The sequence below is a fragment of the Oceanirhabdus seepicola genome (genome assembly GCF_023684385.1).
Taxonomy (GTDB): Bacteria; Bacillota; Clostridia; order Clostridiales; family Clostridiaceae; genus Oceanirhabdus; species Oceanirhabdus seepicola.
Genome location: NZ_JAGSOJ010000001.1, coordinates 972,232 through 998,654, shown reverse-complemented (window position 1 = coordinate 998,654; position 26,423 = coordinate 972,232). Strand labels below are relative to the sequence as shown.

At 29.3% G+C, this 26,423-nt stretch carries 23 protein-coding genes; 18 read left to right on the top strand and 5 right to left on the bottom strand.

Features of this window, described 5'->3' with window-relative positions; genetic code table 11:
• Window positions 1–142: 142 nt before the first annotated feature.
• The 14 genes from KDK92_RS04280 to KDK92_RS04215 all read left to right on the top strand — a co-directional run bounded on the left by KDK92_RS04280 (window position 143) and on the right by KDK92_RS04215 (window position 12,514).
• On the top strand, window positions 143–826 hold the full coding sequence (locus KDK92_RS04280) for a carboxypeptidase-like regulatory domain-containing protein (RefSeq protein WP_250857817.1): 684 nt from the start codon (window positions 143–145) through the stop codon (window positions 824–826).
• 183 nt (window positions 827–1,009) lie between these two features.
• Window positions 1,010–1,750, top strand: a complete 741-nt coding sequence (locus tag KDK92_RS04275; RefSeq protein WP_250857816.1) for a class I SAM-dependent methyltransferase — start codon at window positions 1,010–1,012, stop codon at window positions 1,748–1,750.
• A gap of 302 nt (window positions 1,751–2,052) precedes the next feature.
• Window positions 2,053–2,436: a Fic family protein gene (locus KDK92_RS04270; RefSeq protein WP_250857815.1), complete on the top strand. Its 384-nt coding sequence runs from the start codon at window positions 2,053–2,055 to the stop codon at window positions 2,434–2,436.
• 158 nt (window positions 2,437–2,594) lie between these two features.
• Complete coding sequence (locus KDK92_RS04265; RefSeq protein ID WP_250857814.1) at window positions 2,595–4,019, top strand: right-handed parallel beta-helix repeat-containing protein; 1,425 nt, start codon at window positions 2,595–2,597, stop codon at window positions 4,017–4,019.
• A 234-nt stretch (window positions 4,020–4,253) separates the two neighbouring features.
• On the top strand, window positions 4,254–4,733 hold the full coding sequence (locus tag KDK92_RS04260) for a GNAT family N-acetyltransferase (RefSeq protein ID WP_250857813.1): 480 nt from the start codon (window positions 4,254–4,256) through the stop codon (window positions 4,731–4,733).
• A gap of 39 nt (window positions 4,734–4,772) precedes the next feature.
• Complete coding sequence (locus tag KDK92_RS04255; RefSeq protein ID WP_250857812.1) at window positions 4,773–5,228, top strand: GNAT family N-acetyltransferase; 456 nt, start codon at window positions 4,773–4,775, stop codon at window positions 5,226–5,228.
• A 101-nt stretch (window positions 5,229–5,329) separates the two neighbouring features.
• Window positions 5,330–5,752, top strand: coding sequence for a GNAT family N-acetyltransferase (locus tag KDK92_RS04250; RefSeq protein WP_250857811.1), 423 nt, complete (start codon window positions 5,330–5,332; stop codon window positions 5,750–5,752).
• 10 nt (window positions 5,753–5,762) lie between these two features.
• Window positions 5,763–6,461 carry a hypothetical protein gene (locus KDK92_RS04245; RefSeq protein ID WP_250857810.1) on the top strand — a complete coding sequence of 233 codons (699 nt, stop codon included), beginning with the start codon at window positions 5,763–5,765 and terminating at the stop codon, window positions 6,459–6,461.
• A gap of 73 nt (window positions 6,462–6,534) precedes the next feature.
• Window positions 6,535–6,942, top strand: a complete 408-nt coding sequence (locus tag KDK92_RS04240) for a bis(5'-nucleosyl)-tetraphosphatase (RefSeq protein ID WP_250857809.1) — start codon at window positions 6,535–6,537, stop codon at window positions 6,940–6,942.
• 140 nt (window positions 6,943–7,082) lie between these two features.
• On the top strand, window positions 7,083–7,253 hold the full coding sequence (locus tag KDK92_RS04235; RefSeq protein WP_250857808.1) for a hypothetical protein: 171 nt from the start codon (window positions 7,083–7,085) through the stop codon (window positions 7,251–7,253).
• A 196-nt stretch (window positions 7,254–7,449) separates the two neighbouring features.
• Window positions 7,450–9,447, top strand: a complete 1,998-nt coding sequence (locus KDK92_RS04230; protein WP_250857807.1) for a methyl-accepting chemotaxis protein — start codon at window positions 7,450–7,452, stop codon at window positions 9,445–9,447.
• A gap of 474 nt (window positions 9,448–9,921) precedes the next feature.
• Window positions 9,922–10,725: an ABC transporter permease gene (locus KDK92_RS04225; protein WP_250857806.1), complete on the top strand. Its 804-nt coding sequence runs from the start codon at window positions 9,922–9,924 to the stop codon at window positions 10,723–10,725.
• A 2-nt stretch (window positions 10,726–10,727) separates the two neighbouring features.
• Entirely contained in the window at window positions 10,728–11,522 is a 795-nt protein-coding gene (locus tag KDK92_RS04220) for an ABC transporter permease (RefSeq protein ID WP_250857805.1), read from the top strand.
• 8 nt (window positions 11,523–11,530) lie between these two features.
• Window positions 11,531–12,514: an ABC transporter ATP-binding protein gene (locus KDK92_RS04215; protein WP_250857804.1), complete on the top strand. Its 984-nt coding sequence runs from the start codon at window positions 11,531–11,533 to the stop codon at window positions 12,512–12,514.
• A gap of 120 nt (window positions 12,515–12,634) precedes the next feature.
• Here the strand turns inward: KDK92_RS04215 and KDK92_RS04210 are convergent, their stop codons facing one another.
• The 5 genes from KDK92_RS04210 to KDK92_RS04190 all read right to left on the bottom strand — a co-directional run bounded on the left by KDK92_RS04210 (window position 12,635) and on the right by KDK92_RS04190 (window position 16,677).
• Window positions 12,635–13,822 (bottom strand): NupC/NupG family nucleoside CNT transporter, encoded by a 1,188-nt coding sequence (locus KDK92_RS04210; RefSeq protein ID WP_250857803.1) that lies wholly within the window; start codon window positions 13,820–13,822, stop codon window positions 12,635–12,637.
• 200 nt (window positions 13,823–14,022) lie between these two features.
• Complete coding sequence (locus tag KDK92_RS04205) at window positions 14,023–14,958, bottom strand: CobW family GTP-binding protein (RefSeq protein WP_250857802.1); 936 nt, start codon at window positions 14,956–14,958, stop codon at window positions 14,023–14,025.
• A gap of 40 nt (window positions 14,959–14,998) precedes the next feature.
• A complete protein-coding gene (locus KDK92_RS04200; RefSeq protein WP_250857801.1) occupies window positions 14,999–15,226 on the bottom strand; it encodes a thioredoxin family protein in 228 nt (75 codons plus the stop codon).
• A gap of 22 nt (window positions 15,227–15,248) precedes the next feature.
• A complete protein-coding gene (locus KDK92_RS04195; RefSeq protein WP_250857800.1) occupies window positions 15,249–16,205 on the bottom strand; it encodes a permease in 957 nt (318 codons plus the stop codon).
• Window positions 16,206–16,275: 70 nt separating this feature from the next.
• A complete protein-coding gene (locus tag KDK92_RS04190) occupies window positions 16,276–16,677 on the bottom strand; it encodes an ArsR/SmtB family transcription factor (RefSeq protein WP_250857799.1) in 402 nt (133 codons plus the stop codon).
• Window positions 16,678–16,906: 229 nt separating this feature from the next.
• On the opposite strand from KDK92_RS04190, the gene KDK92_RS04185 reads away from it, so the two are divergent.
• The 4 genes from KDK92_RS04185 to KDK92_RS04170 all read left to right on the top strand — a co-directional run bounded on the left by KDK92_RS04185 (window position 16,907) and on the right by KDK92_RS04170 (window position 26,243).
• On the top strand, window positions 16,907–17,047 hold the full coding sequence (locus KDK92_RS04185; protein WP_250857798.1) for a hypothetical protein: 141 nt from the start codon (window positions 16,907–16,909) through the stop codon (window positions 17,045–17,047).
• Between the two features lie 98 nt (window positions 17,048–17,145).
• Entirely contained in the window at window positions 17,146–17,838 is a 693-nt protein-coding gene (locus tag KDK92_RS04180) for a hypothetical protein (protein ID WP_250857797.1), read from the top strand.
• A 53-nt stretch (window positions 17,839–17,891) separates the two neighbouring features.
• On the top strand, window positions 17,892–18,542 hold the full coding sequence (locus KDK92_RS04175; protein WP_250857796.1) for a hypothetical protein: 651 nt from the start codon (window positions 17,892–17,894) through the stop codon (window positions 18,540–18,542).
• A gap of 1,101 nt (window positions 18,543–19,643) precedes the next feature.
• Complete coding sequence (locus KDK92_RS04170) at window positions 19,644–26,243, top strand: DUF5011 domain-containing protein (protein ID WP_250857795.1); 6,600 nt, start codon at window positions 19,644–19,646, stop codon at window positions 26,241–26,243.
• Window positions 26,244–26,423 lie beyond the last annotated feature (180 nt).

Sequence of the window (26,423 nt, the reverse complement as noted above, 5' to 3'; positions counted from 1 at the left end):
GAAATTGCTTATGTTTTTACATTAACATACTATATATTAGAAAATATAGGAAATATAGAAAATAATTTATTAATATGTTAGCATTGTAATTATATTGAGATATAAAAATGATATTTATTTAAAATTAATGGGGGGATAAGGTATGGTAAATGAACAGGTTAAGGTTTATGGAAAGGTAACAGATTTTAATGGTACTCCGTTATCGGGAGCAGAAGTAAGATTGATGAATGAGAAGTTTGAGGATATTCATGTAACATATACTGATGATCAGGGTAGATATAAGATTAAAACAGAAAAGGGATTATACTTTCATTTTTATGCTTGTAAAGATTATAAAGTAAACTACCTAGAATATTGGGCAGGGAATATTCCAATATTTGAGGATATGGAGTTAAATGCACAAATTGATGGTTTAGAAATATACTCATTAACAGCTTTTCCTGTTAAACGTGGATTCCCACAGCTAATGTTATATTTTAGACCAATGAGCTTAAAGAGGGCTAATGAACTTGAAGAAGCAGGAGATATGAATTTTAAAGAAAAAACTGTAGATGAATCACTGGATATAATTGATATTTCTCCTGAATTAACAAAGGAAGATATAGAGGTTCAAGTCAATGGAGAAAAATCTGAAGTTTATGAGGTTAATAAAGTTTCAGAATATTTAAGTAATGGACAAGCTACATATTCATACTTAGTTCATGTGAGTTTAAATAAGGATGTAAATAAATTTGAATATAATAAAGTTCATCTTTCATTGTTTGACAGAAAAACTGGAGAAAGAGGAGAAGGGAGTGTGTTTTGGAAAGAAGAAGAAACAGTTTAAATTGTTTTTAAGACATAGTTTGTTTGTATTACGTTGTAAAGGAAATATAATTATTACGACGAAATAGTATAATATTACGCACCTTATTTCTCCAAATGGCTACTTCACAAAGGAAATATGTTCAATTATATGTGATTTTTATGTCATGGAGTGGGTAAGGTATAGATTAATTGGAGGTGTAAAATGAAACAAGATAGTTCAACAGAATGCTGGAATCAAGTTTGCATAGATACTTGGGTTGAAAAAGCTCAAACAAATGATTTCCGACTATATTATATAATGCCATATACTTTGCAAAAAATAGGAGATGTTCACGGAAAACAAGTTCTTGATTTAGGGTGTGGTGAAGGTGGATATTCAAGAGCCTTATCGAAACAAGGAGCCATTGTTACTGCTGTAGATTGTTCTGAAACTTTTACAACTTATGTTACAAATAAGGTTAGAGAAGAGAGCTTGGACATTAAGGCATTATGTAGAAATGCTAATGAATTGACAGGCATCATTGATAACACTTTTGATGTTGTGCTTTGCTCGATGATGTTAATGGATGTAGAAGACCTTGATGGGACATTAAAAGAGATATATCGAGTTATAAAACCTAATGGGAGGGTTTTTATATCTATATTGCATCCATGTTTTAAGCCAAAAGAAAGTAAATGGATATTGGAAGATGATAAAATAAAGGTGTTAGTTAGCGATTATTTTAATCCAACAGAATGGGTTGGAGATATTAAAGGTATTGATACCTCCGTAATATATAGACATAGAACCCTATCAGAGTATATCAAAGCTTTCATAAGGAACAAGTTTACAGTAGTGGATTTGAATGAGCCAATTCCATCAGAAGAACAGCTGAATATGTCATCAAGAATTAAATGGTTATCCAAAATACCAATGTATATGTTTATGGAATTAGAAAAGTAATTTCCAATTTATCGGAAATGTTCTGGGATTAAACTGTAATTGCTTCACAATTTTCTTAATTATGATACAAGGGATTGATAATTAACAATCGCTTTAGACGCAATAAACGAGTATCTTGAACTAACAAAATGCCTAGTTAATAATATTTATACTATATATTAAAGGAGGAAAACAGTTCCTCCTTTTACTATAACAAAACATATTCATTTAATGCGTAGATGAATATGTTTTATTATAGTAAAATACTATAATTTAAAATAAACATATTCATTTTATGCGAAAATGAATATGTTTATGATAAAATGATAATATTAATAAATAAAGGAGAAAGAGATGATAGCAAGGAAACTTATTACGAAGCACTGAATAAATCTTCAATGCTCTGGCATGATGGGAGCCATAATTTTAATATATGGCTTGAATATTTTTTAGGAGTTATGATTAGAGCGTATAAAGAACTAGAGAATAGAGTTGGAATTATAATTAAAACTAAAGGAAGTAAAAGTCATAGAGTAGAGAAGGCCATTGAAGGAATTTTAGGTTATTTTACTAAAGAGGAAATTAGAAATATTTGTCCTGATATTGGAGAATCTACGATTAATAGAGTATTTAATAAATTAAAGCAAGAAGGGAAAATTGACGTTGTAGGTAAAGGGAGAAGTGCTAAGTGGAAAAAATTAAAATAGCGATAAGCACTATTCATATGAGAAAGGAATAGCTCTAATTGCATTTCTAATTCACGTTTCTATATAACAAAAATGTAATTATTATGTAACTAATGGGAGAGGGAATAGGTATATAATTTTATTGGTATAAAATTCATTTTGTAAGAAGGGGATTAGTTATGAAATTAAAGAAAAGATTTATTACAGTATTGTTATTAATGGTTTTCTTTATGGAAACAATTGCTTTTGCAGATATTCCTGCATTCACTGTGGTTATTGGGGACAAAGGATATTCACTTGAGCAATTACACAAAGGGATAGGAAGCGCTGAAATTAAAAAAGGACAACCTATATATATCAAGAGTACACAAGGGAAATGGATAGACACAAAAAGTGGAAAAGAGGTTGATAAAAATATAATTCCTCAGGTTACTTATTTTGATGAATATGGTAATAAGGTTGTTTATGAGAAACATGATGGAGATATTATAAAAGAAGTAAGTGAAAAAATGTATTTTGAATTATTTATAACAAAAAACAAAAGTGGACTTGGACAAGTAATATCATTGAATATGACACCTGAAGGATACTCTGAATACTTTAATGTTAATTATTTTCAGTTAGTTGATAAAGAAAATAAAAACATAACTGAGATACTTGAATTAGGTAAAGTAAATTACATTTATCCAGATATAGAAGCAAAAAAAGTTAGTATCAATTTATATGATTTTTCTAAGGAGAAAATAGTTGGTATTAAAGAGGTTACAATAAAAGAAGATGAAAAGATATTTATATCAGAAAATAAAATAGCAGAAAATGAAGTGATTACTGTTTCAAGTAGTGAAGAATTGGTAGCTGCATTAGGATCACATAGGACGATTCGTTTAAAAAAAGGTAAGTATGACTTATTAAATTATGATAAAAAAGGTTCATGTGTGAGATATGGTCAAGTTTTTGATGGGTTAGAAATAATCTTCAGTAACATAGTAGATATGACGTTAGAGGGGGAAGAGGGAGTAGAATTATATGTTGATCCAAGATATGCTAATGTGATGAATTTTAACTCTTGCTCAAGAATTAATTTTAAAAATCTTACTATAGGTCACACAAGAGGAAAAGGATATTGTACTGGCGGAGTTTTGAAGTTTGACTATTGTGAAAAAATCAATATTGAAAATTGTGTCCTTTATGGATGTGGTACTGAAGGGTTAACAATTACAGGTACAAATGATATCTTTGTTAAAGATTCAATTATAGAGGAATGTAGTTATGGAATAATGACAATAGATAACTCTTCTAATATTAGTTTTGAAAATTCTATTTTCAGAAACAATAAAGAGTTTCATGGAGCGATAATAAACACATGTAACAACGTAAAATTTAATGAATGTATCTTTGAAAATAATGAAGCTAAATTTGATGAGTTTATATCTGGATATGGAGCAGCTGAAGGAGCAGTAACAATTGAAAACTGTACATTTACTAAAAATGATAGTAAGGCCTTCATTGATGAAAACTATAAAAAGTGTGTAGTTTTGAAAAATAATAAGTTTGAGAAAAACAGCTTTGAAATAGAGGGGACTGTCACCACTCGAAAAAAGTAGAAAATAGGGAGATGGACACTTAGTGGTCAGAATCTTATGCATATAAATTGCCAGGGAAATAATTTCTCTGGTTTTTTATTATTAATAATATGTATTTTTCATGTGCTAAAAATATCTTTGTTTTAGAAGAGAGTCATGTGTTAGTTAATGGTTGCAATTGTAATTCCATGATATAATTTACATGTATAAAACTTGAGGGAGATAGGGGCAATAAGAAAATGGAGGTGGAATAGTATGAATAATTCCTTAGAATATCAGGTTAGAGTTTTAAAAATAGAGGAATTAGAAAGAGCATTAGAGCTTATATACAATGTTTTTATGGAATTCGAAGCACCAGACTTTTCAGAACAAGGTATAAAAAAATTTGTGGAGTTTTTAGATTTTAAGTCAATAAAAAATATGATTGATGATGAAAATCTTCATTTCTGGGTGTGTTATGATAAAGAAAAAATTGTTGGAGTTGTTGCAACTAGACAAGTTAGTCATATAGTTTTGCTATTTGTAGATAAAAACTATCATAGGAAGGGAATAGGTAGAAAGTTATTTGAAACAGTATTATCCACAGTTGAAAATAATCCTAGTATAAAAGAGATAACCCTTAATTCATCGCCTTATGCAGTAGAATTTTATCAAAGGTTAGGTTTTCAAGATACTGATTTAGAAAAGACTGTTGATGGGATAAGGTTCACTCCTATGAAATTTCAGATTAGGTAAATGTAATTAGTAAAAATATAAAAAGAGAGGAAGAAATCAATGGTTTGTTATAGAGATATACCCTTTAGTGAGGTTGCAATTATTAAAGAAGTTTGGGAGAGAAACAGAAACTTTCATGAGGAGATATCAAAATCTTTTAAAGAGCTCTATTCAGATCTTGTTTTTGAAGACAGAATAAATGTATTCAGCTCCTTTGATAAAGAGCATATAAAAATTACACTGGCTGAGGATGAAGAGAGTTGCAGATTACTTGGATACTGTATTTCCACATTTGAAGGAAATCAAGGTGAGCCTCAAACACTCCATGTTGTTGAAGAAGCACGAGGCACAGGAATTGGCAAAGAACTAATGAATCGTCATATTGAATGGTTAAAAAATAATGGCTGCGAAGATATCAACATTACGGTTTCTTATGATAACAATAACACTATAAAGTTTTATGAATCTATGGGATTTAAGCCTAATACTATAGAAATGAGGTTAACTAGTAATTAAGTAGGATGTACAAGCTAAGGTACTGATTCAGAAAAGATTGTTGATGGGATAAGATTTACTCCTATAAAATTGCAGATTAAATAAACTAGAAGGGGATACATATGATCCAATTAAAAAGAGGCATTTTGACAGCAGAAAAATTTATTGATTTAGTAGAATCAGTTGGGTGGGCACATCCTACAATTGAACAAATACAATTAGCGCTAGATAATTCCCTATATACTGCTTGTATAACAGATGGGAATGAAATTATTGCAATGGGAAGAATTATAGGAGACAACAGCATGTCTTACTTTATAAAGGATGTAGTAGTTAATTCAGAATATCAAGGAAAAGGTCTTGGAAAGCTTCTTATTAATGATATGTTGTCTTTCTTAAAAGAGAAAACACAAAAAGGATGGAAGTTCTGTGTTGAGCTTATGAGTGCTGAGGGGAAAGAAGTTTTTTATGAAAAGTTCGGATTTGAGAGAAGACCATCCACTAGTGGGGGAGCAGGAATGTTCTTGTTGATAGATAATTTATAAGGAGAAGAGTATGTATTGTCCAAAATGCGAAAGGCAGTACACTGATGGAAGTTTAAGGTGTAAAGAATGCAACCAAAAACTAATAGTAAAACTGCCAATGAAAAAAGTTAAAAAGAATAAACTCAGGGTAGACAATCATCCAGTGAGAGGTGAAAAGAAGAAAAGAGATGCCATAGAAGAAATGTTGTTTAAAATAATATTTTTAAATAAGCATTCCAATATATATTTTTTTGGTTTTTTAATAAGCTTATTCTTAATATATTTTACCGTAATGGTAGTAGCTTATGAAAATATGGATTTAAAAGATGCTCTACTAGTAATAGATATTTGTAAAAAAGTTATTTGTATATTGGTTTTAACATTGGTATTAATAGTATTTGGGTATGGTTTAGAGGACTGGAAATATTATAAAAAACTAAGAATGAAAAACAAGATATGTGCAGATATAATAAAAGGAATCTTAATACTTTGTATAGTTACTGCTGAAATTAATATATTAAGTAAGCCAGTGCTTGATTTTATATATAAAGATAATTATATATCCCAAGGTACAGTAACTGGTATTTCAGAAGGATGGCGAGGGCACATTACTATATTTGTTGACCATGAAGGTTACTCATATATCAAAAGATTAAAGAGTGTGGAAATTGGAGATACATATACTTTTACATATTCTAAAAGAAGTCATCTAATATTAGGCATTAAATAATATATCTTATTATAAATATAATTAATGTTGAAAAATGGTACAAGTTAATTACATAATCTTAGGAGGATAAATAATGAGTATGGAAAAATCATGTGGTGCGGTTATATACAGAAAATTAAATGGGGATTTAGAGTTTTTAGCGGTTAAAAGTAAGGTTAATGGACATTGGGGGTTTCCTAAAGGCCATGTGGAAGAAGGAGAGACGGAAAAGGAAACTGCAAAAAGAGAGGTTCTTGAAGAAACAGGCTTAAACATTACTTTGGTTGAGGGATTCAGAACCAAGATTGAGTATTCTTTAGCTGAAGATATTCGTAAAGAAGTTATTTTTTTTATTGGGAAAACATCAGATCAGTGTGTAAAAATTCAAGAAGAGGAGATTGGAGAATACAGGTGGCTAAACTATAGTGAGATGCTTGATTTATTAACATTTGATAGTAATAAAAGTGTTTTAAAGGAAGCTCAAGAATATTTCATTGTTTGACAGAAAAACTGGAGAAAGAGGAGAAGGTAGTGTGTTTTGGAAAGAAGAAGAAACAGTTTAAGATTATCATATGTAAGAATTTTTAAATGATTCGATAGCAAGAAATAATCCCATTAGCTACGTTAGGGGAAGTTTCTTACTTGAAATCAAAACAGATTATAAAAGAAAATCTGAAAAGCTCTACATTAGAAATAGTAAAGCAATCAGAGGAAACAATAACAAATTATCTTAAAAGCATTGCAGGAGAACAAAGGACTGCCGTTTATGAAGTAAATAGGGCATTCCAAAGAGTAAGTTTAAAGTATAACTAAGACCTAGATATGCAATATCGTTTTAAAATACATATATAGGTTTTTCACTGTGCAAAATCATATTATGTCGATATTTTTCGATTGTTATGATTTTTTATTGATTTATATCAAAATTTAATGTAAAATAAAAAGGTTACCAAGGAGAATATTTCCTTGGTGATTTTTTATAGAGAAAAAAATGAAGAGAGGGAAGCTTATGAAAAAAGGAATAAGATTTAAATTAATAGTAATGTTTGTTTTATTAATTTCTATTCCATTAGGTGTACTGGGAGGAATATCTTACTCGAAATCAAAAAATATTTTGAAAGAAAATTTACAAAGTACTACATTACAGCTAGTAAAGCAAACCGATAAAATAATAACAAATTATCTTAATGTTTTTGAGAAAGGTCTTATGGAGATGTCTTATGATGAGGAGCTGCAGCAGATTGAAGTTAACCAAGAACATTTGCCGGAAATGATGGAGCATTTTGATAACTTTATGAAATCTCATGACCAAGTATTAGATATTTATATAGGTACCAAAACTAAAAAATTCTACTCACATTTAGACAGTGGTTATGTAGAAGGATTTGACCCTACTGAGAGACCTTGGTATATAAAAGCAAAAGATGAAAAGAGGTTTGTTTGGGCTGGACCATATTTGGATGATAAGACTAAAGAATTAGTATTAACAGCGGCAATTCCTGTCTTCAATGAATCCAGCAATAACGAATTTGTAGGGGTTTTAGCTTTAGATATTACATTAAATGAATTAGGTAAAGAAGTTAATTCACTAAAAGTAGGAGAAAAAGGGTATGTATTTATATTGGATTATGATGGTAATGTTATAATGCATCCTAACAATGAACTTTTACTTCAGCCTTTAGGAATTGAAAATATATCAAAGGCTATAAAAGAAGATGATGAAGGAAATGTTGGGTATACATATGAAGAAGAAGGCATTAAACACGATAAGATTGCTGTATTTACTAAAAATGAAAAATTAAAATGGAATATTCTTGGAACTACTTATATTGATGAAATTCATGATGATACTAGTGTTTTATTTAAATGGATTACTTACATAGGAATAGGTTCTCTATTAGTTTCTATTTTAATAGCTTTTTTATTCGCAAAAACAATAACCAAGCCAATTGATTCCTTTTTGAGGATTATGGAGAATGTTAAAAAGGGAGATTTTTCAGTAAGAATTAATGTTAAATCAAGAGATGAGATAGGAAGATTAGGAGAGGGCTTTAATATAATGCTAGAGTCTGTAGGAAGTTTTATTAGCAATATAAAACATTTATCTAGTGAAGTAAATGAATCTTCTCAAAGTTTAGCAGCAATTTCAGAGGAGACAAGTGCTTCAGGGGAACAAATAAATACTGCAGTAGAAGAAATAGCTAAGGGAGCGGCAGAGCAGGCAGATGATGCTCAAAGAGGGGATCAGCTTACCTATGATTTATCTGAAAAATTAAATGAATTAGCAGATAATACAAAAATGGTTAAAGAAAGTACTAATCAGGTAACAGAAGCAAATTCAGAGGGTATGAATTTGGTACAAGAGTTACAGAATAAAACCAATTCCAATGAAAAAGCTATTGAAAAAATAGAAGCGGCTGTAGTTGAATTAAATAATAATACTATGAGTATAGATTCTATACTTGATACAATAAATTCTATATCAGATCAAACAAATTTACTTGCATTAAATGCATCTATTGAAGCTGCCAGAGCAGGCGAAGTAGGGAAAGGGTTTACAGTAGTTGCTGATGAAATTAGAAATCTTGCAGAAGGTTCAAAGGAGGCTACAGATGAGATTAAGGTAATAATCTCTAAAGTCCAAGAAGACAGTAATAATACTGTAAATAGAATGAATGAAGTTAAGAGGGTTGCAGGAGAACAAAGTGATGCTGTTCAAGAAGTAAATGAATCCTTCAGAAGAATATCTAAATCTGTAGAAGAAAGTATAGCTAAAATTAAATTTATGAATGATTCTATTAAAGAGATTAATAATGATAAAGAAGCGATAGTAGATTCAATACAGAATATATCAAGTATATCTCAGGAAACAGCAGCAGGTGCTGAAGAAGTAACAGCTTCTGTAGAACAGCAAAGTGTTACAGTACAAGAAGTTGCCAATTCCGCAGATAAGCTAAGTGAATTGGCAAATAAGATGGAATTGGAATTAGGTAAGTTTAGAGTATAATAAAAAAGAAAAGTAAGTTGAGACTAAAATCGAATTTGCTAATCCTGTTGAAGGTAAAAGTGTAGCTTTTTTATTTGTATTATTAGTAGGTTATGTCTTTGGAATATTACATAAGATTTTTAATTCATATGATAATGTTATATTCTTATATATGTTGAACTTTGTAATGGTCTCAATAGATACAGGGTTATATTTTAGAGATAAGAAGCATTTGGAACAGAATAAGAGAAAATTAGAGATGTAGTTTATGTGACTTTTTCAACAAACTCAAGTAATTCTTAGGAATTACTTGAGTTTGTTTATTATATTTTAATTTTTATTTTAGATATCAATTAAGATTACTGTGTTATGATACAAATCCCCTCTATTATATTATACCATAAAAATAAATTTTTTTCTAGACTTACAATTTATGGGTGTGTGTTATATAATAATATTCCGCGGAAAAATAATTAATATTGAAAGGAGAATTGAATGAATATACTGTACGAGTATATAAAGCTAAATTTAAAGGTATTATTTCAACACAAAAGGGCATTTTTCATAATGTTCTTTGTAAATTCAGCTGTTGTGATGATATACCTTCCCTTATTTAGGAGTATTTATGCCTATAATAATTCTCAAAACATAAAAGGGTATTCATTAGAACAAATGGTATGGTATTTTGCAGCAGTAACTTTTGTTAACACTTGCGTTCATTCCTATGCAGATTCAAGGATATCCACAAGAATACGAAATGGTAATTTAAGTATTGATTTATTAAAACCTGTAGGAATAATGAAAATAGAACTTGGACAAGGAATAGGTTTAAAAATTCCTGCTATTTTAATTCAATTCATGTTACCTTTTTTAGTCTATTCATTAGTAATATTTCCAACCTTTATTACTTTTAATTCTGTTTTCAAATTTATTATTCTCAATATCGGAGGATTCGCAATAGCATTTCTTACAAATTATATAATCGGATTAACTGCATTTTACATTAAAAACAACAACTCTATTATAAGGTTGAAAGGTTTCCTATTTAATTTTGCTGGAGGGGCTTTTATACCATTAGATTTTTTTCCTAACTGGGCTAATACTGTATTGGATATACTGCCCTTCAAGTATGTTTATTATTGGCCAATTCAATTCTTTTTAAATTCAGAAAAGGCACAAGGTACATTTATATTCTATAAGATATTCTTTATTCAACTGCTTTGGAGTGTTGTATTATTTATTCTAGGCAAGTTTTTGTACAATAAGGTAATCAAAAATTATTGTGCAGTTGGAGGTTAATTATGAAAAAAATTATGAGTTTAATTGATGTATTTGTATGGAATAGTGGGCTAAATATTTCACGAAGCATGCAATATAGATTTAATTTTTTTACTGGGATGATAATTACTTTATTATTCACATTAACAGGACCACTGATACAATATTTATTTTTCACGCAAACAAAAGGATTTCCAGGATGGAGTTTACAACAGATAATTCTTTTTCAAGGAGTGCTTCTTACTACTATTGGACTTAGAAATACTCTGTTTGGTACTGCTAAGACTCAATTCATTGGATTAATAAGAAGAGGGGAGTTTGATAGATTTCTATTAAGACCTTTTCCACCAATGGCACTATTATTAGCTTCTTCTTTTAGCCTTGATGGAATAGGAACTTTGATAGTAGGTGTAGTTCTAACAATATATTCAATAGTAAAACTCACATTAACCATAACCTTATGGCAACTTGGGCTTTTTATATTATGTATTCTCTTTGGGCTTTTATTAAGTGCAGCTTTAGATATATTACATTGCAGTATAATAATACTTACTGTAGCAGATGGTGGAGTACGAGGGATAATGGAAGCTTATTTGAAGTTTTCTGAATATCCATTAGAGATATATACAAAGTATCTTAAAATAATGTTTATGAGCTTTTTGCCAATAGCCATATTCGTTTATTTCCCAGCGCAGATTCTGTTGAATAGGATAGACATAAAAGTGCTTTTAACTTTTGGTAGTATTGTAGTATTTTTTATTTTAAGTTCTTTTTTCTGGAAAGTAGTATTGAAAAAATATACAAGTGCAGGGGGTTAAATTTAAATATGAATGAGAATATAATTTCTGTCAAAGGTATAAACAAAACTTTTAAAGTTACTAGTAGATCAAAAGCGGGATTAGCTTCATCTATTAAATCTGTTTTTAAAACAAAATACAAGTATGTAGAAGCATTAAAGGATATAGATTTTGAGGTTAAAAAAGGGGAGATACGTGGCTTAATAGGTTCTAATGGTGCAGGGAAATCAACACTTATTAAGACAATGACAGGCATACTATATCCAACAAGTGGAGAAGTTAACGTAATGGGTTACACCCCTTGGATTGATAGAGAAAAATATGTAAAAAATATAGGTGCTCTTTTTGGGCAGAAGACTCAATTGTGGTGGGATCTTCCGGCTATAGATGCTTTTTCTCTTAGTAAAAAACTATATAATATTCCAGAAAACATATTTAAAAGAAATATAGATTTTTTTATTGAGATATTAAATATTAGGGAGGTTGTAACAAAGCCAGTAAGGCAGCTTTCTTTAGGTGAAAGGATGAAATGTGAATTTGTAAATGCTCTTATTCATGAACCAGAACTAGTTTTTCTTGATGAACCTACAATAGGACTTGATATTATTTCAAAGGACGCAATAAGGAAGTTTATTAAAGATGTTAATAAAGAGAAGGGAACAACCTTTATACTTACTACTCATGATATAAGTGACATAGAAGATTTATGCAGCAATGTAACTATCATCAACAAAGGTGAGAAAGTTTATGATGATTCTTTTGATAATTTAAAAAATTATTATGAAAATAAAAGAGTTATTAAAGCTCAGTTATTCGAAGTCCCAGATCCTAAAAAGTTAGACCTATTTACTGTTAAAAGTTTAAAGGATTTGAGTCTAGAAGTTGAAGTGGATTTAAATAAAAAGAACTTAAAAGAACAGCTCTATAAAGTATTAGATTCATTTTCCATTCATGATATAAATATAAGTAATATTAATATTGAGGAAGTTATTAAGCAGATTTATGCAAGCTAATGTTGTTGTAATTTAGAAGTTTTGAAGCATAAGAATGACCCCTTAAAGTAAGTATATAGGGTTCTTTTTACCTATGTCTACTTTAAGGGGTACACTTTATTTCACAGCGCTTGCTTTTTTTTATGATATTATTCCAACTACACAAGCAGTAAGTAGAGAAGCTAAAGTTGAAACAAGTAATAATTTACCTGCATTCTTCGTCATAAATTCTGCTTTTTTCACATCAAATACCTTTAATGTTCCTAATACCATACCAATACTTGATAAGTTGGCAAAGGATATTAAGAATGTTGATATTATTGCAATTGATTTAGGTTGTAATGTTTCTAATATACGTTTCAAATGAGCCATAGCTACAAATTCGTTTGCTATGATTTTTTCTCCCATTATTCCACCTACAGAAACTATATCACTAGTTGGTACACCCATTATGAAAGCAATAGGGGCAAAAATCCATCCTAAGATAGTTTCTAAAGTTAAACCGTTTGCTACAGCAGATAATATAGTGTTAATAAAATGAATTAAGCCTAAATAAGCCATAAGCATTATACCAACTATAACTGCAGTTTGGAAACCTGTAGTAGCACCATTACCTATTGCATCAAGTAATGATTTGCACTCTGAGGCATTTTCAATATCTATTACATCCTCTTCTTTTGGGATGTTTACAGGTGTGAATAAAGAAGCCAATATCAAACCACTAAATACGTTAAGAGGTAAAGCAACAAATACGTATTTATAAGGTATCATCTGTATGTAAGCACCAATTATAGAAGCAGATACACTTGCCATTGCAGAAACGCATACAGTAAATAATCTGTTTCCATTTAAGAATTTAAACTGAGATCTAATAGCTAACAAACTATCGCTTTGTCCAAAGAATATATTGTTTATTGCTTGGAAGGTTTCTATTTGTGGAGTACCTGTAACCTTTCCTACAATTTTACCAACCCATTTTGTTATAAATGGAAGTACCTTTAGATAGTTTAATAATTCAAATAAAGCACCAAAGAATACTAGATTTAATAATACGCTAAAGAAAAACGTAGCATTTTCACCTAGAGCTAGTCCACCAAACACAAATTGAACTCCTGAACTAGCACTTGTAATTAATGAAGAAAAAACTGAATTTAAAGAATCAAGAATTTTTATTCCTAATTCAGTTCCTAATACAAACCAGCCAGTTAAAAATTGCAATACTAACATAATACCAATTGATTTGTAATGAATACCTTTTTTGTCGTTTGAGAATATGTATCCGATAGTAAGAACTAATAATATACATATGAATCCTAAAACCATAGACATTTAAATTTCACCAACCTTAAAAAATTTTAATAATTTAAACAATAATAAAATCGACAAAAAACGACGACTTTATTATTATAGTATATTTAAATTAAAAAAGCATTAAAAAAATAAAGTTCGTAAAAAAGAGAATTTAATTAATTAAATTAATTTTCTGAATTTGCAAATAAAAAGCGCGAAATTCGCGCTTTTTATTTATCTTAGTTTTTAAGTTTCATTTCAACTGGGATTAGTTCTTTCCAAGTTTCCATAGCTGGTTTTATTACAGCTGGTCCAATTTTTGATATAAGTACTAATTGGGAACCTTCAGGTTTTTCATCACAAGGCTTATAATCAATTTTTCTATTAACAACATCAACTTGATTCCAGCCGTCATCTAATTTAACGAAGCCTTTCATTCTGAAAGTATGTTTTGAAACCTCTTCTAAAAACTTAGTTAAATCTTCTTTATTAACCATATCTTCATAAGTTAACATTAGAGTTTTAGGTTTGTTTTCTTTGGTATTAGTTGTTTCTTCTGATTCTGCCCATTGATTTTGAAGAAGATCTTCATTTAAGAAATCATAATTGAATTTACCAAAAGCAGCTTCTTGTATAGCAGCTTTAGGATTAATCTCTGTGATTTTTTCTTTGATTTTCTCAACAGTTTCTTTATCAACTAGGTCAGTTTTATTAATAACTGCTAAATGACAATGTTTAATCTGTCTTTCAACAGTTTCTAAATCTTCTAATTGGTCGAAGAAATGAAGAGCATCAACTATGCTGACTATTCCTTTGTATTCATAAAAATCACCTTTTTTATGCTTAACACCAAATAAAATATCATCAACATTAGATGGATCAGCAAGTCCAGAACTTTCTACAAATAAATAATCTAAATCCATATCACACATTGTACACATAGTATCTACAAATGAAAGTTTTAAGCAAGAGCAGAATATTGAACCTCTGTTAATTTCTACAAGCTCCATTCCATCTTTTTTTATAATTTCACCATCGATGCTTATTTTTCCAAACTCATTCATTATTACTCCAACTTTTTTATCAGCAATGTCATTTAATACACTTGTTAAAAAAGTAGTTTTCCCTGCGCCTAAGAAACCAGAAAGCATGTATAGTTTAATTTTTTTACTCATATTAATATCTCCCTTATCTCAAATTTTTAACATTTGTTTTTTATAGATATTTTTTAACTTCTTTAACTGAAAGAACTCTTCCAGAAGATTTAACTACTTCATCAACTACAAGAGCTGGTGTAGACATTACTCCGTAAACGACGATTTCTCTAAAGTCTTCAACTTTTTGGATATCAGCCTCAAGCCCTAGCTCCTCTATAGCTTTTTCTACATTTTTTAATTGTTCATCACATTTTGAACAACCTTCGCCTAAAATTTTAATAATCATGATAACACTCCTTTCATTTTATCTATAATATAATGTTAAATAAGTATCCTACAATAATAATTGCTGTTCCAGTTACAGCTACAAATGTTGCTATTAATTTTGGTTTAATAACTTTTCTAAGAAGAATCATTTCAGGTGCTGAAAGAGCAGTTACTGCCATCATAAATGCCAGAGCTGTTCCTATACCTACCCCCTTATTTATAAGAGCTTCTGCAATTGGAATTGTTCCAAGCGCATTTGAGTATAGAGGGATACCACATAATACAGCTACTAACACAGCAAGAGGATTATCTGGGCCAGCGTATTGTGATAAAATTTCCTCAGGAGCCCATCCATGAATAGCTGCACCTATAGCTATTCCTATAATAAGAAAAAGCCATACTCTTTTAAAAATATCTTTAACATTTTGAATTGCAAAATTTACTCTATCTTTTCTTGTTAATTCTTCAATTGGTTTACTGCCCATCTTAAGTTGATAAACATATTCTTCAACTTGGTTTTCCAAGTGAAGCTTGTCAATAATTATTCCACCAATAACACCAACAACAACCCCTGTTACTACGTAAATAAGAGCAACTTTCCAACCAAATGAAGCTAGAAGAATTGCAAAAGCAGCTTCATTAACTATAGGTGAGGTTATTAAGAATGAAAAAGTAACTCCGAGTGGAATTTCTGCTTCAACAAATCCTATGAATAATGGTACTGAAGAACAAGAACAAAAGGGAGTAACAATACCAAGTAATGAAGCCATAATATTACCTTTAATTCCACCAAATTTTTCTAATATTTTTTTTGTTCTTTCTGCAGGAAAGTAACTTCTAACATAAGAAATCAAAAATATCATTGTTCCCAGTAGAATCAAAATTTTAATGGTATCGTAGAAGAAAAAATGAACGCTTGAACCAATGCCAGATTCCATAGAAAGTCCAAAAACATTTACAACTAGTAATTCAATTAATTTATAAAGCCAATCAAACATAAGAACACCCTCTTTTAATATTAATTATACACCTTAGAAAAACATGCATTAGATTACCATTAACTTGAATCTATTTATGACAGTTGCACTTGATTTTTAATGCCGTAGCAACTTCATCTTTTTTTTCTCTCATATCGCTACGAGTGTAGCTACTTTTTTCATACCTTTTTAATTTTGATAAGTCATTTATACATTGTTCATCAGTTTCAATTTGATTTAGAAAATAATCATAAAGCTTTTTATTGTCTGCTTTGAATTTTTCGTGGATAGTGTAATAAGTCCACTGAGATTCTTTAGTCGAATCTATGATTTTAGCTGTTTTTAATCTGTTTAAATGCCTTGAAGCATTTGATTGAGTTATTTCTAAAATTGTCTCTATTTCGCATACACATAGTTGGTGATTTACTAATAGATTAAGAATTCTAATTCTTGTTTCATCACTCAACATCTTGAATATCTCTACAAAGTCCATATGTATCCCTCCTATATTTCATATCACTATATTCGTTTACACTCATATAGTACATCTATTTTAAAAAAAATGCAACAAAAAAACAGAAAAAATTGATAAATGTCCCTAAATTTATTTTATTTATTATTGAATATTTTTGGAAAAGGGACAGTATAAATTAAAATTTGTATTAAAAATCTGATAATATTACATTAAATCAAAATAAAAATTGTGGGTTTTATGTGATAAAATGTGGTTTGGAGCTGGAAAAAGTATATTAAGGAACATTTTAGATAGAAGAAGAAGGCGAGAAAATATTATGGCTGTAATTTGTATTGATTTAGGAACTACAAATAGTCTTGTAGCATGCTTTAAAGATTTGGAAATCTAAGATTGAATATCAATTAAAATGTAATTATTATGTAACAAAAGCAAGTGATTATAGTTATATAATTTTATTAAGACAAAATATAAAAAGGGAGATGTGCTATGAAATCAAAGACAAAATTAATAGCAATGTTTTTATTAATAGCATTTTTTATGCAAACTATAGTCTTTGCAGAGATTCCTAAATTTACTGTGGTGATTGGAAAGAGAGGATATTCACTTAAGCAATTACACAAAGGAGAAGGAAATTCTGAAATAAAAAAAGGTGTACCAATATACATTAAGAATGCAAAAGGAAAATGGATAGACATAAAAAGCGGAAAACAAGTAAATAAAAATACAATTCCTAGGATTACTTATTTTGATGAATATGGTAATAAGATGGTTTTTGAAAAACATGATGGAGAAATTATAAAAGAAGCATGTGAAAAAATATGTTTTGAATTATTTATAACAAAAAACACAAGCGGAATTGGTCAAGTTGTATCGTTCGTTACGACACCAGAAGGATACTCTGAATTTTTTTATGTTAATTATTTTGAGTTTGTTGATAAAGAAAATAAAAAGTTAACTCAAAAGTTTGAATTAGGTCAAGATAATTTTACTTATCCAGAAATAAAACAAAAAAATGTTAATATAAATCTATATAATGTTTACAATGAAAAAATAGCTACTATAGAAGATGTTAAAATTAAAGAAGACGAGAAGATAGGTATATCGGATAGAAAAATAAAAGGTAGGAAAATAGTAAAAGATGAAGGTATTACTGTTGCCTTCCTAAAACAGAAGAATTAAAAGAGTATTATAGAAAAACTATAATAAAAGAAAGAGATCCTTGAGGTATAATTATGAAAAATAAAATTATTAGCATTGTAGGTATGTTGATTTTTACCATAGTAACAATTGGTGGAGGTATGTTTTTAGCAACAAAAGGATTTTTTTATTGGGAATTCATAGGATTAAGTGCATACACTTGGTTAAAGCTTATATGTGGCATAAGTATAGTTGCAATAATACTATATGATTATATTAATATAAGAATTCAAAAGAAAAAGGATGGAGAATTAAAATTTATACTTAAAAGAAAAAATAAGAAAAATCAAGTTGTATGCTTTATAGCAGTATTGATATCATTTTTTATACAAACGGTAATTTTGACAAAGGGATTTAAGGAATTCAATTCAGATATAATATTTCTTTTTTATTTTCATGTTCCTTTACTTTTAGTGTTGGGATACAGACATAATGAAAAAGAAGGTCTTGGTGAAGAGGGAATATATTATTGGGGAAGTTTAATTGCGTGGAAAAACGCAGTAAGATATAGTTTCAATGAAAATACATTAATATTAGTTATAAATAAAAAGACTTTTGGAATCAATGAAATAGTTAACATACCTTTTATTATAGAAGATACTGATAAGACTCATATTGAAAAGTTCTTGTGTGATAGGGTGGAAGAAGCGTGTTGTGATGCTGCGGTTCTAAGTTGTGATGTTTAGGATTTAAGGTATTCAATATGGTAAATAAAAAAAAGTTTTTTGGAGGAGAACTTTAATGTTTATTTTATCATTAAAGTACATAAAGTCACTTGAAGAGGTTGATTATGAAATAGTTGAGTTTTTACCAACAAAATATGTTGATGGGTTTGAGCGTTTCATAGGTGAATAATATGCTTATTTAATGTGTTAATATAAAGTAATTGCTGCATAAATACTGCCTTATGATAAAATTTGTTTCGCAAACGAATTTTATCATAAGGCAGTATTTATGCGGCTTTTTTATATTTTAAGTATTTATTCATAAATTGTCGATTACTGGGTTATTGAGGTTCGAAATATAGGGTTTTAATGTTGAAAAAATTCATATATTGGTATATATTATATAAATGAGTACTATTTTGAAAAAAATACCGATTAATATGAATGGAGATAATCTTTATAGAGAATATCCAGATATTAGTTATAATTTTGACCTGTTTGGCTATAAAACATATTAAAGTAAGAATCAACAAATTTTTGATAAATAACGTGAGAATACTTGAGTTTTATCAAAAAATCACTTTTCAAAATTAAATGTAAATAATATCTATATTTAAGTTTATGATTTATTGCTATTTGGCAAGTGAAAACTTTCACGTATTAAATAAAAAAAGTGATTCTTGGGGTGAACAGAATTTTTATTGAAATCAATATTATGTTATATCAATGGATTTGAAGTTTCTGAGGGTCTTATATTGAATTAGTAAGGGGGAATAAATATTTATGGTAAAAAATATTTAAAACAGTGTTATGAGCTATTCTAGTTATATTGTTTTTTTTTTTGCATGTCCCGTATATGCAGATGTAGGCGAATTTAAAAGATTAATAGTACTAAAATTTGTAAAGCGAAGTTTGGATGGGACAAAGAAGATACGTATTTAGAAATTAAAGGTAATTATACATTTATATAAATATTGGGGAGTTAAAATTGATATAACTTTTTAGAAAATCTCTGATTGCTTATTCGATGGGAAATCATAAGTAAATTTAAAAATAGTGTATAGTTATATTAATCTTGGAAATGGAAAAATAGGAGAGAAATAAGGGATAGGAGGAGTGACAATGAAAAACAAAACATGTCTCACAGTTGCAATCTTAGCGATGGCTATTATCGCAAATTTCTTTAATTTTGGAACTGAACAAGTTTATGCTGCTGTAAGTGGTAATTTGCTTATAAGTAAAGATGGAAATGATTCAGATTGGAAATGGAATAGCATATCCTATTTTGGAGGATCACTAAGTATTACTGATGATGGTAAAAAATATTCTTATACTATGTCTCAAGAGGAATTTGATGAGATTATGGAGTATCAGAATGAAGGATATAATATTTATTACAGAGTAGCTTTTAATACTATGGAAATTGAAAGCGCTGATTTGGAAATGTATTTTAATGGTGAAAATAATCCAAAAGATGATGATGGTGTTTGGAATAAGGATGAGGATGTAACCTATAAGCTGTATCATTATGAAAATGGGGTAACTGGATCTCAAACCCCTGGATATTATGAAAGTGCACCAGGGGATAGAAAATTATATTCTTTATCCGATACCACATTATATATAGAAATGAGTGGTGGAGATAAAGATGAAATCCTCATGACAGATATTAATTTTGAATATGCAATAATTGATGATGTTCCGCCAGAGATAGAATCAGTAGTTTATTATGATGATTGCTATGATTCAAGTCCACTTACAAGAGGCAGCGAAAGATTAAGCTTTAGCGGGGATGATAATTATGTAGATATGGTAATCACTTTTGATGAAGATATAACGCTTACAGAAACAGGAGCGGATAAATACATTGAAACTAACATGACTATTGGAGAAGCGGGGACAGGGAGTTTTGAGTATTTATATAAAAAGGATGAGAAATCTATTGTATTAAGGTATGATGTGGCATATGGCGATTATGCTAGGGAAATTGATAGAGATGGGCTTGTAAATAAAAAGAGATTATCATTAATTAATAAAAGTAGTTTTTTATCTGATATTGAAAAGTTTGAAATAAAAGATGCTTATGAAAATGAGTTTACTGCTGGCAGTAGTCATAGCTATTCAGACGTATCTGGGTTAGATATTACTATAGATGGAGATCCACCAGAAATAAGCATAGTTGAGTATGAGGTCGCTCATGGGGATGATAGCAAGGGGGTAGGCAGATACCTTAATGTAGGTGATATTGTATATATTAAAGTTAAGCTAGATCAGCTATTAGATAATGAAAAGGCATATGTAAGCAGCAGCGGATACCTACCATTAACTAATGGAGCAAAGGCTAATATAGATAATTATACATCAGCAGGCTATTCTAAAAATGAGTGGATTATTTATAAATACGTCGTATCAGAAAATGATACTAACACCAATTCTTTAAATCATACTATCACTGCTAGTGCTGCGAATAAAGAATACTATAATCAAGTTTTTAATATGGCTAAAACTATGGGAATTGAAGATGACTATGGTAACTATGCTCGAATGTTTCAAACAGGAGAGGACAGATACGCTACAATGCTATTTCCAAAGATCAACCATGAAGATAAGAATATTTTTGTAGATACTACTGAGCCTAGAGTTGATTTTAGTTATTCTTCTTCTGAAGCTTATAAAAATGAACAATTAGTAATTGTTACACCTGTTGAAATAGGCAGTATGCTTTCAGATGGAGTGTTTTACTATGTAATTAGTAAAAGTTCACAGCATCCAACTAATGGAATTATAGATGATAGTATACTTGGTGCAAAAGTATATCCTTATACTAGAACAGGAGATAATCCAAATTCGGGTTATAGTGATATTTCAGGAATTAAGGATGTAGTAATTGATGATGATTTATATATAGGTGTCAACAGCTTTAGTCAATATGACGAAAGGTATGACATTATTAATAAAACTGGTACATATGAAGATGTGAATTACGTAAATGGAACAGCAAGTGATGTATTGTATGATGATAGACGTGAAATTACGGGGGAATTTTATATTCACACCTATATGGAAGATTTAGCAGGAAATAAATCTTGGCAGACATCACAACCTATACATATGGACAATACACACATTAATGTAAAGTTATCGCCAAATGGGACAAACCAATATGTAGGTGATTTGAATATAAATTTCGAAATGTTACAAGAAGAACATTCAGGATACGATAAGTATGAATACCGTTGGGTTTCTCCAACAAGTTTGAATGAAAACACAATTGATATGAAAGAAATGTATACAGAAGGAACATATACATATAACTTGCTTAGAGATAATTATAAGGATTGGATGACAGGGGATAATCTTAACAATTATTCTAAAAATAATATACCTATACCTTCATTTGATGAAAGAGAACATGGATCATATTATCTGCTAATTAGAGCTTATGATAAAGCTGAGAATATAAGTTACATTGTTTCAGAACCTTATTATTTTGATAAAGAAAAGCCTGTTGTGACTTTTGAATCACTTAGTGAGGGATTCCATAATCCACTAGAAAATCATAAGGTAAGGGTAACAGTTAATGATAAGCATACCTTATTAACAGAATTTAAGTATTACTTTAGCAATAGTAATTTAACTAGAGATAAAGAGGATAAAATATGGAAACAACTTGAGCTTGAATTGCCAGAATTACCAGAAGATTACGATGTATTTAGTAATGAGGATTATGGTGATTTACTTACTGAAGAATCATTTTTAGAAACTAAAGACTGGAAGGAAGAAACTCTTAATGGATATGTATTCTTACATATTTACGCTAAAGACATTTGTGGCAATGAAATTATTGTAAAACAGGATTTTCTTCTAGATAATAATGGGTTCCCTACTATTAATTTTGATTATGACAATGCAATAGGAAATAGGTATAAAAGTGTAATTGGACATATAAGAGGTAGTGATGATGGTGGTATTAATACTCTTGAATATAAATGGAGTCAGTCTATTGAAATTCCTCAAAGTTATGAGGTTCTGGATATTTCAGGGGTTAATTCTAGGGATTTTAAAATTGATACACCAGAGTTTAATAAAGATGGTGAATGGTATTTACATGTTAGAGCAACAGATACATATGGTAATGTGAGTAATAGTGTTTCAGAAAAATATATTATTAACTCAACAGCACCAGACATTGGAATGTTCCAAATAGATAATGTAGGTATTATTATCACAAAGGACAGAAATATAGCTTTAACATTGAATAAATCAGTAGATGACAAACTTGAATATACTTATGTGATTTATAGTGATAAGACATGTAATACAGAGATTAAAAGAGGTACTTTCAGCTCAACTTCTGAAATAGTTAATATACAGCTAGATAATAGTACAAGCGAAGTTCAAAGTTTTTATTTCAAATTTTATGATAGTCTTGAACAAATAACAGAAAGTACTATTAAAGCAGAGGCAATTTATGACAATACACCTCCAACCGCTGAGTTGATTTATTCACCATCAAGCGAGAAGGGAATTGTAGAAGGAGAAGTTACTGTTACATTAAATAATGTTGAGGATAATATTTCTGATACAAATGACATTGTTTTAAGTGAAAATGCTTATACTTTTACAGAGAATGAGGAGCATGTATTTACTCTTACTGATGAGGCAGGTAATGTAAATACATATATTGCAAAAGTTACATGGATATCAGATGATAAACCAATTATAAGATTAAATACAAACAAGATTTTCGGCCATAAGTATAAGTCTATTGACTGTACATTAACAGCAGAAAGACCAACAGGTAGTGGATATATCAATATTGAAAATCCAAAGATATATTATCAATTCTCAACATCAGAGGAAGCAGTAGATGAAAATGATAAAGGTTGGATTGAGTATAATAATGGAGATACAGTAACTTTTGATAATGAAAATGGTGAGTATTACTTAAATGCTAAACTAGTTGATGGTAAAAGAATCTTTAAAAGTAGATTTGGAAAGTTTGTACTTGATAATATAGCACCTGAGGCAGTACTTGCTTATACGTATACTGATGAAAAGGGAGAGTCAAAAGAGATTACACAAGAGGAATATGAAGCTATAGAAGAAATTAATTCAGTAGTTAAAGTTTCTCTGGCTTTTGATGAAGATGTAATAATTAAGAGTGTAAAAGACAGTGAAGGAAAGGAACTTCATAGAGGAAAAGTTATTACATTCAATGAGAATGATACAATAACAGTTGCTTATATGGATAAAGCAGGTAATGAAGCTTCTAAGGACATCATTATCGATAAAATCAAAATATCAAATATTGATGAGAATATATTTACTGTAACACCGGATACAGTAACAAATGAAGAAATTACTGTAATAATTGAAGCTCCTTCAGAGAAGGTAATCAAAAATATTCGTTTTAATGATATAGCGATAGAATTAGAGTCAATTATATTTACTAAATTAGATGAAAATGAAGACAAGAATTATATAAAAGCGGAATTTAAAGTAAAGGAAAATGGAACAATAAAAGTTGATCTTCTCGAGAAGGATAGTGAAGATGTAATATCTACAGAGGAATGTGTTATAACAAACATAGATAAGACGGTTCCAAGCGGTAATATTACGATTTCAGAAGTTGATAGATATACTAGAGCAGCAGCTATTGAAATTACTGATAAAAATTCCACTTCAGTTACTAAAGTAGAATTTATAAAAGAAGATAATGCTGTTTTAGAATTTACTGCTGAAAACAACTATGCAGCAGGTGGAGTAGTATACAATATTATCACTAACACAGTAACAACAAGAATTAATGGTACTGTAAAATACTATTTTGAGGATAGTGCAGGGAATAAAGCAGAAAAAGAAAAAATTATAAATACTATTAATACTGAACTTGATTTAACTAAGGTATCTGCAGCATATCAGGTGGAAGGACAAGATACAGTCTACGATAATGTGGAAAGTATTGGTGTTGTTAATAAAAATATTACAGCAAGCATTACTATGCCTGAGGAATACTATGTTGTTAACAATTCAGGGAAAAGTACTAGAACTTTTGTAGTGGGAATGAAATACGATTTCTTGATTTCAAATGGTATCAACATAGGTAAGGTAAGTATTGATTTAACTAATACAATTAAAAAGACAGGTCCGGTTATTAATCTAGATTATACAATAGATGGAACTGATCATATTAGTAAATTATTGAACGGAAAGACAAGCAAAAATGTTCTTCTTACTATAACTTCAGATGATTCAATTAAGAAAGTAGAGTTTGATGGAGTAGAAGATAACAGTGCACCATTTAGTTATGAATTTACAGAAAACAAGGTTGTAACTATTGTTGCTACAGATACAGTAGGGAATATAAGTACCCTTAAAGCTTCAGTAGACTGTATAGATAAAGAGCCAGTAAGAGCAGGATTATTTTCTCTTTATACACAACCTACAAATGCAAATAATATTAAAGTACAGTTTCTATCTACAAAGCCTGTTGATGTTTTAGAAATAAGAAAAGATGGTATTAAGTATAAAGATGTGGAAGATGGAAATTCTGTAACTAAATATGAGTTTAATGTTGACAATAATGGAGTATATAGTGTTAGATACAGAGATGATATAGGAAATGAAGCAACTGTTAACTTAGCAGTTTCTAACTTTGATAGAGAAGCACCAATAGTTAAACTTATCTATAATGGAGAGGCATCAAAAAAATCAACAAAGGAAGATGTGTTAGTAAGCGTTCAACTTGTAAATGATGACCAAGAAAAGTATGAAATTAAAGTGTTAAATACTATTGGAAATATTGACAGTTATTTGTTTAAGGAAAATGGAAAATTCACATTCAGAGTTTCTGATGCAGCAGGAAATATAACTGAAATTACTGCTACTATTGACAATATTGATAGAGCGGCACCAGCATATAAAGTTAAATATTCTGAAACAGAACTTACAAAAAATGATGTAACTGCAACTGTAACAATAGATGAAGATGAATATTTAATTCTTAATAAGGATATTGACCAAAATAATAATGATAATAGTATTAATCAAAGTATTAAGGTTAATGGAAGAGATATAAAAATTAAATTTGATGATAATGGCTACTATCAATTGAGAGTTAGTGATGCAGCAGGAAATGAGAAAACAATTTTAATAAGAGTAAGGAATATTGATAGAATTAAACCTACTATCGAGCTTATTAATGATTACGTTGTTACTCTTAAAGGTGAAGTGCCTAAATTAAATGATTTTATTGCTTATGACACACATGATGGAGATATTCATAGTAAAGTCAATATCTCTCAGTTGGATATAACTACAGAAGGAGATAAAACAATAACTTATACTGTTAGTGATACAGCAGGAAATATATGTAGTGTAGATAGAGCAGTAAAAGTTGTTGGAGATGATTTTACAGTAATAGTAGATGGAAGAGAAAATCCTGAGCCATTTGTCACAATGAATAAAGAAGTTGATATAAGAGTATTTAATTTTATTGAAAACATGAAGATTAAATATTTAAAAGAAACAGTTAAGCATGGAAGATTCAAGCAAGGGGGACAGTTGTTTGATATAAGATATGATACTGTTGATGATGGAAAAAAAGGCAAAGATGAAATGAAATTCTCTGTTGACAAAACAGGATGGTACACTATTTACATTAGGGACTTAAATGGACAAACTACTAGTTTAACAATTTATTTCACTAAAACTAATTAAATCATATACTAGGCATATTCAAGGAAATACATTATTGAGATTTCAAGTGAAAACTAAATTTATACATACTGAAAATTCATTGAAGCACTGCAATTTTGAGACAGGTATAAATCAAGTATACTATGAAATCTCTATAGTGAATGATGAGTCATAAAAATTTGTGTCTAAAGTATAGAGAAA

Bases quoted from the DNA above. Each gene is read 5' to 3' on its own strand.
- KDK92_RS04225 (WP_250857806.1), top strand. From the start codon at position 9,922: ATGAATATACTGTACGAGTATATAAAGCTAAATTTAAAGGTATTATTT.
- KDK92_RS04255 (WP_250857812.1), top strand. From the start codon at position 4,773: ATGGTTTGTTATAGAGATATACCCTTTAGTGAGGTTGCAATTATTAAA.
- KDK92_RS04245 (WP_250857810.1), top strand. From the start codon at position 5,763: ATGTATTGTCCAAAATGCGAAAGGCAGTACACTGATGGAAGTTTAAGG.
- KDK92_RS04180 (WP_250857797.1), top strand. From the start codon at position 17,146: ATGAAATCAAAGACAAAATTAATAGCAATGTTTTTATTAATAGCATTT.
- KDK92_RS04215 (WP_250857804.1), top strand. From the start codon at position 11,531: ATGAATGAGAATATAATTTCTGTCAAAGGTATAAACAAAACTTTTAAA.
- KDK92_RS04250 (WP_250857811.1), top strand. From the start codon at position 5,330: ATGATCCAATTAAAAAGAGGCATTTTGACAGCAGAAAAATTTATTGAT.
- KDK92_RS04210 (WP_250857803.1), bottom strand. From the start codon at position 13,822: ATGTCTATGGTTTTAGGATTCATATGTATATTATTAGTTCTTACTATC.
- KDK92_RS04265 (WP_250857814.1), top strand. From the start codon at position 2,595: ATGAAATTAAAGAAAAGATTTATTACAGTATTGTTATTAATGGTTTTC.
- KDK92_RS04260 (WP_250857813.1), top strand. From the start codon at position 4,254: ATGAATAATTCCTTAGAATATCAGGTTAGAGTTTTAAAAATAGAGGAA.
- KDK92_RS04220 (WP_250857805.1), top strand. From the start codon at position 10,728: ATGAAAAAAATTATGAGTTTAATTGATGTATTTGTATGGAATAGTGGG.
- KDK92_RS04240 (WP_250857809.1), top strand. From the start codon at position 6,535: ATGAGTATGGAAAAATCATGTGGTGCGGTTATATACAGAAAATTAAAT.
- KDK92_RS04275 (WP_250857816.1), top strand. From the start codon at position 1,010: ATGAAACAAGATAGTTCAACAGAATGCTGGAATCAAGTTTGCATAGAT.
- KDK92_RS04190 (WP_250857799.1), bottom strand. From the start codon at position 16,677: ATGGACTTTGTAGAGATATTCAAGATGTTGAGTGATGAAACAAGAATT.
- KDK92_RS04200 (WP_250857801.1), bottom strand. From the start codon at position 15,226: ATGATTATTAAAATTTTAGGCGAAGGTTGTTCAAAATGTGATGAACAA.
- KDK92_RS04230 (WP_250857807.1), top strand. From the start codon at position 7,450: ATGAAAAAAGGAATAAGATTTAAATTAATAGTAATGTTTGTTTTATTA.
- KDK92_RS04280 (WP_250857817.1), top strand. From the start codon at position 143: ATGGTAAATGAACAGGTTAAGGTTTATGGAAAGGTAACAGATTTTAAT.
- KDK92_RS04170 (WP_250857795.1), top strand. From the start codon at position 19,644: ATGAAAAACAAAACATGTCTCACAGTTGCAATCTTAGCGATGGCTATT.
- KDK92_RS04205 (WP_250857802.1), bottom strand. From the start codon at position 14,958: ATGAGTAAAAAAATTAAACTATACATGCTTTCTGGTTTCTTAGGCGCA.
- KDK92_RS04175 (WP_250857796.1), top strand. From the start codon at position 17,892: ATGAAAAATAAAATTATTAGCATTGTAGGTATGTTGATTTTTACCATA.
- KDK92_RS04195 (WP_250857800.1), bottom strand. From the start codon at position 16,205: ATGTTTGATTGGCTTTATAAATTAATTGAATTACTAGTTGTAAATGTT.
- KDK92_RS04270 (WP_250857815.1), top strand. From the start codon at position 2,053: ATGATAATATTAATAAATAAAGGAGAAAGAGATGATAGCAAGGAAACT.
- KDK92_RS04185 (WP_250857798.1), top strand. From the start codon at position 16,907: ATGTGGTTTGGAGCTGGAAAAAGTATATTAAGGAACATTTTAGATAGA.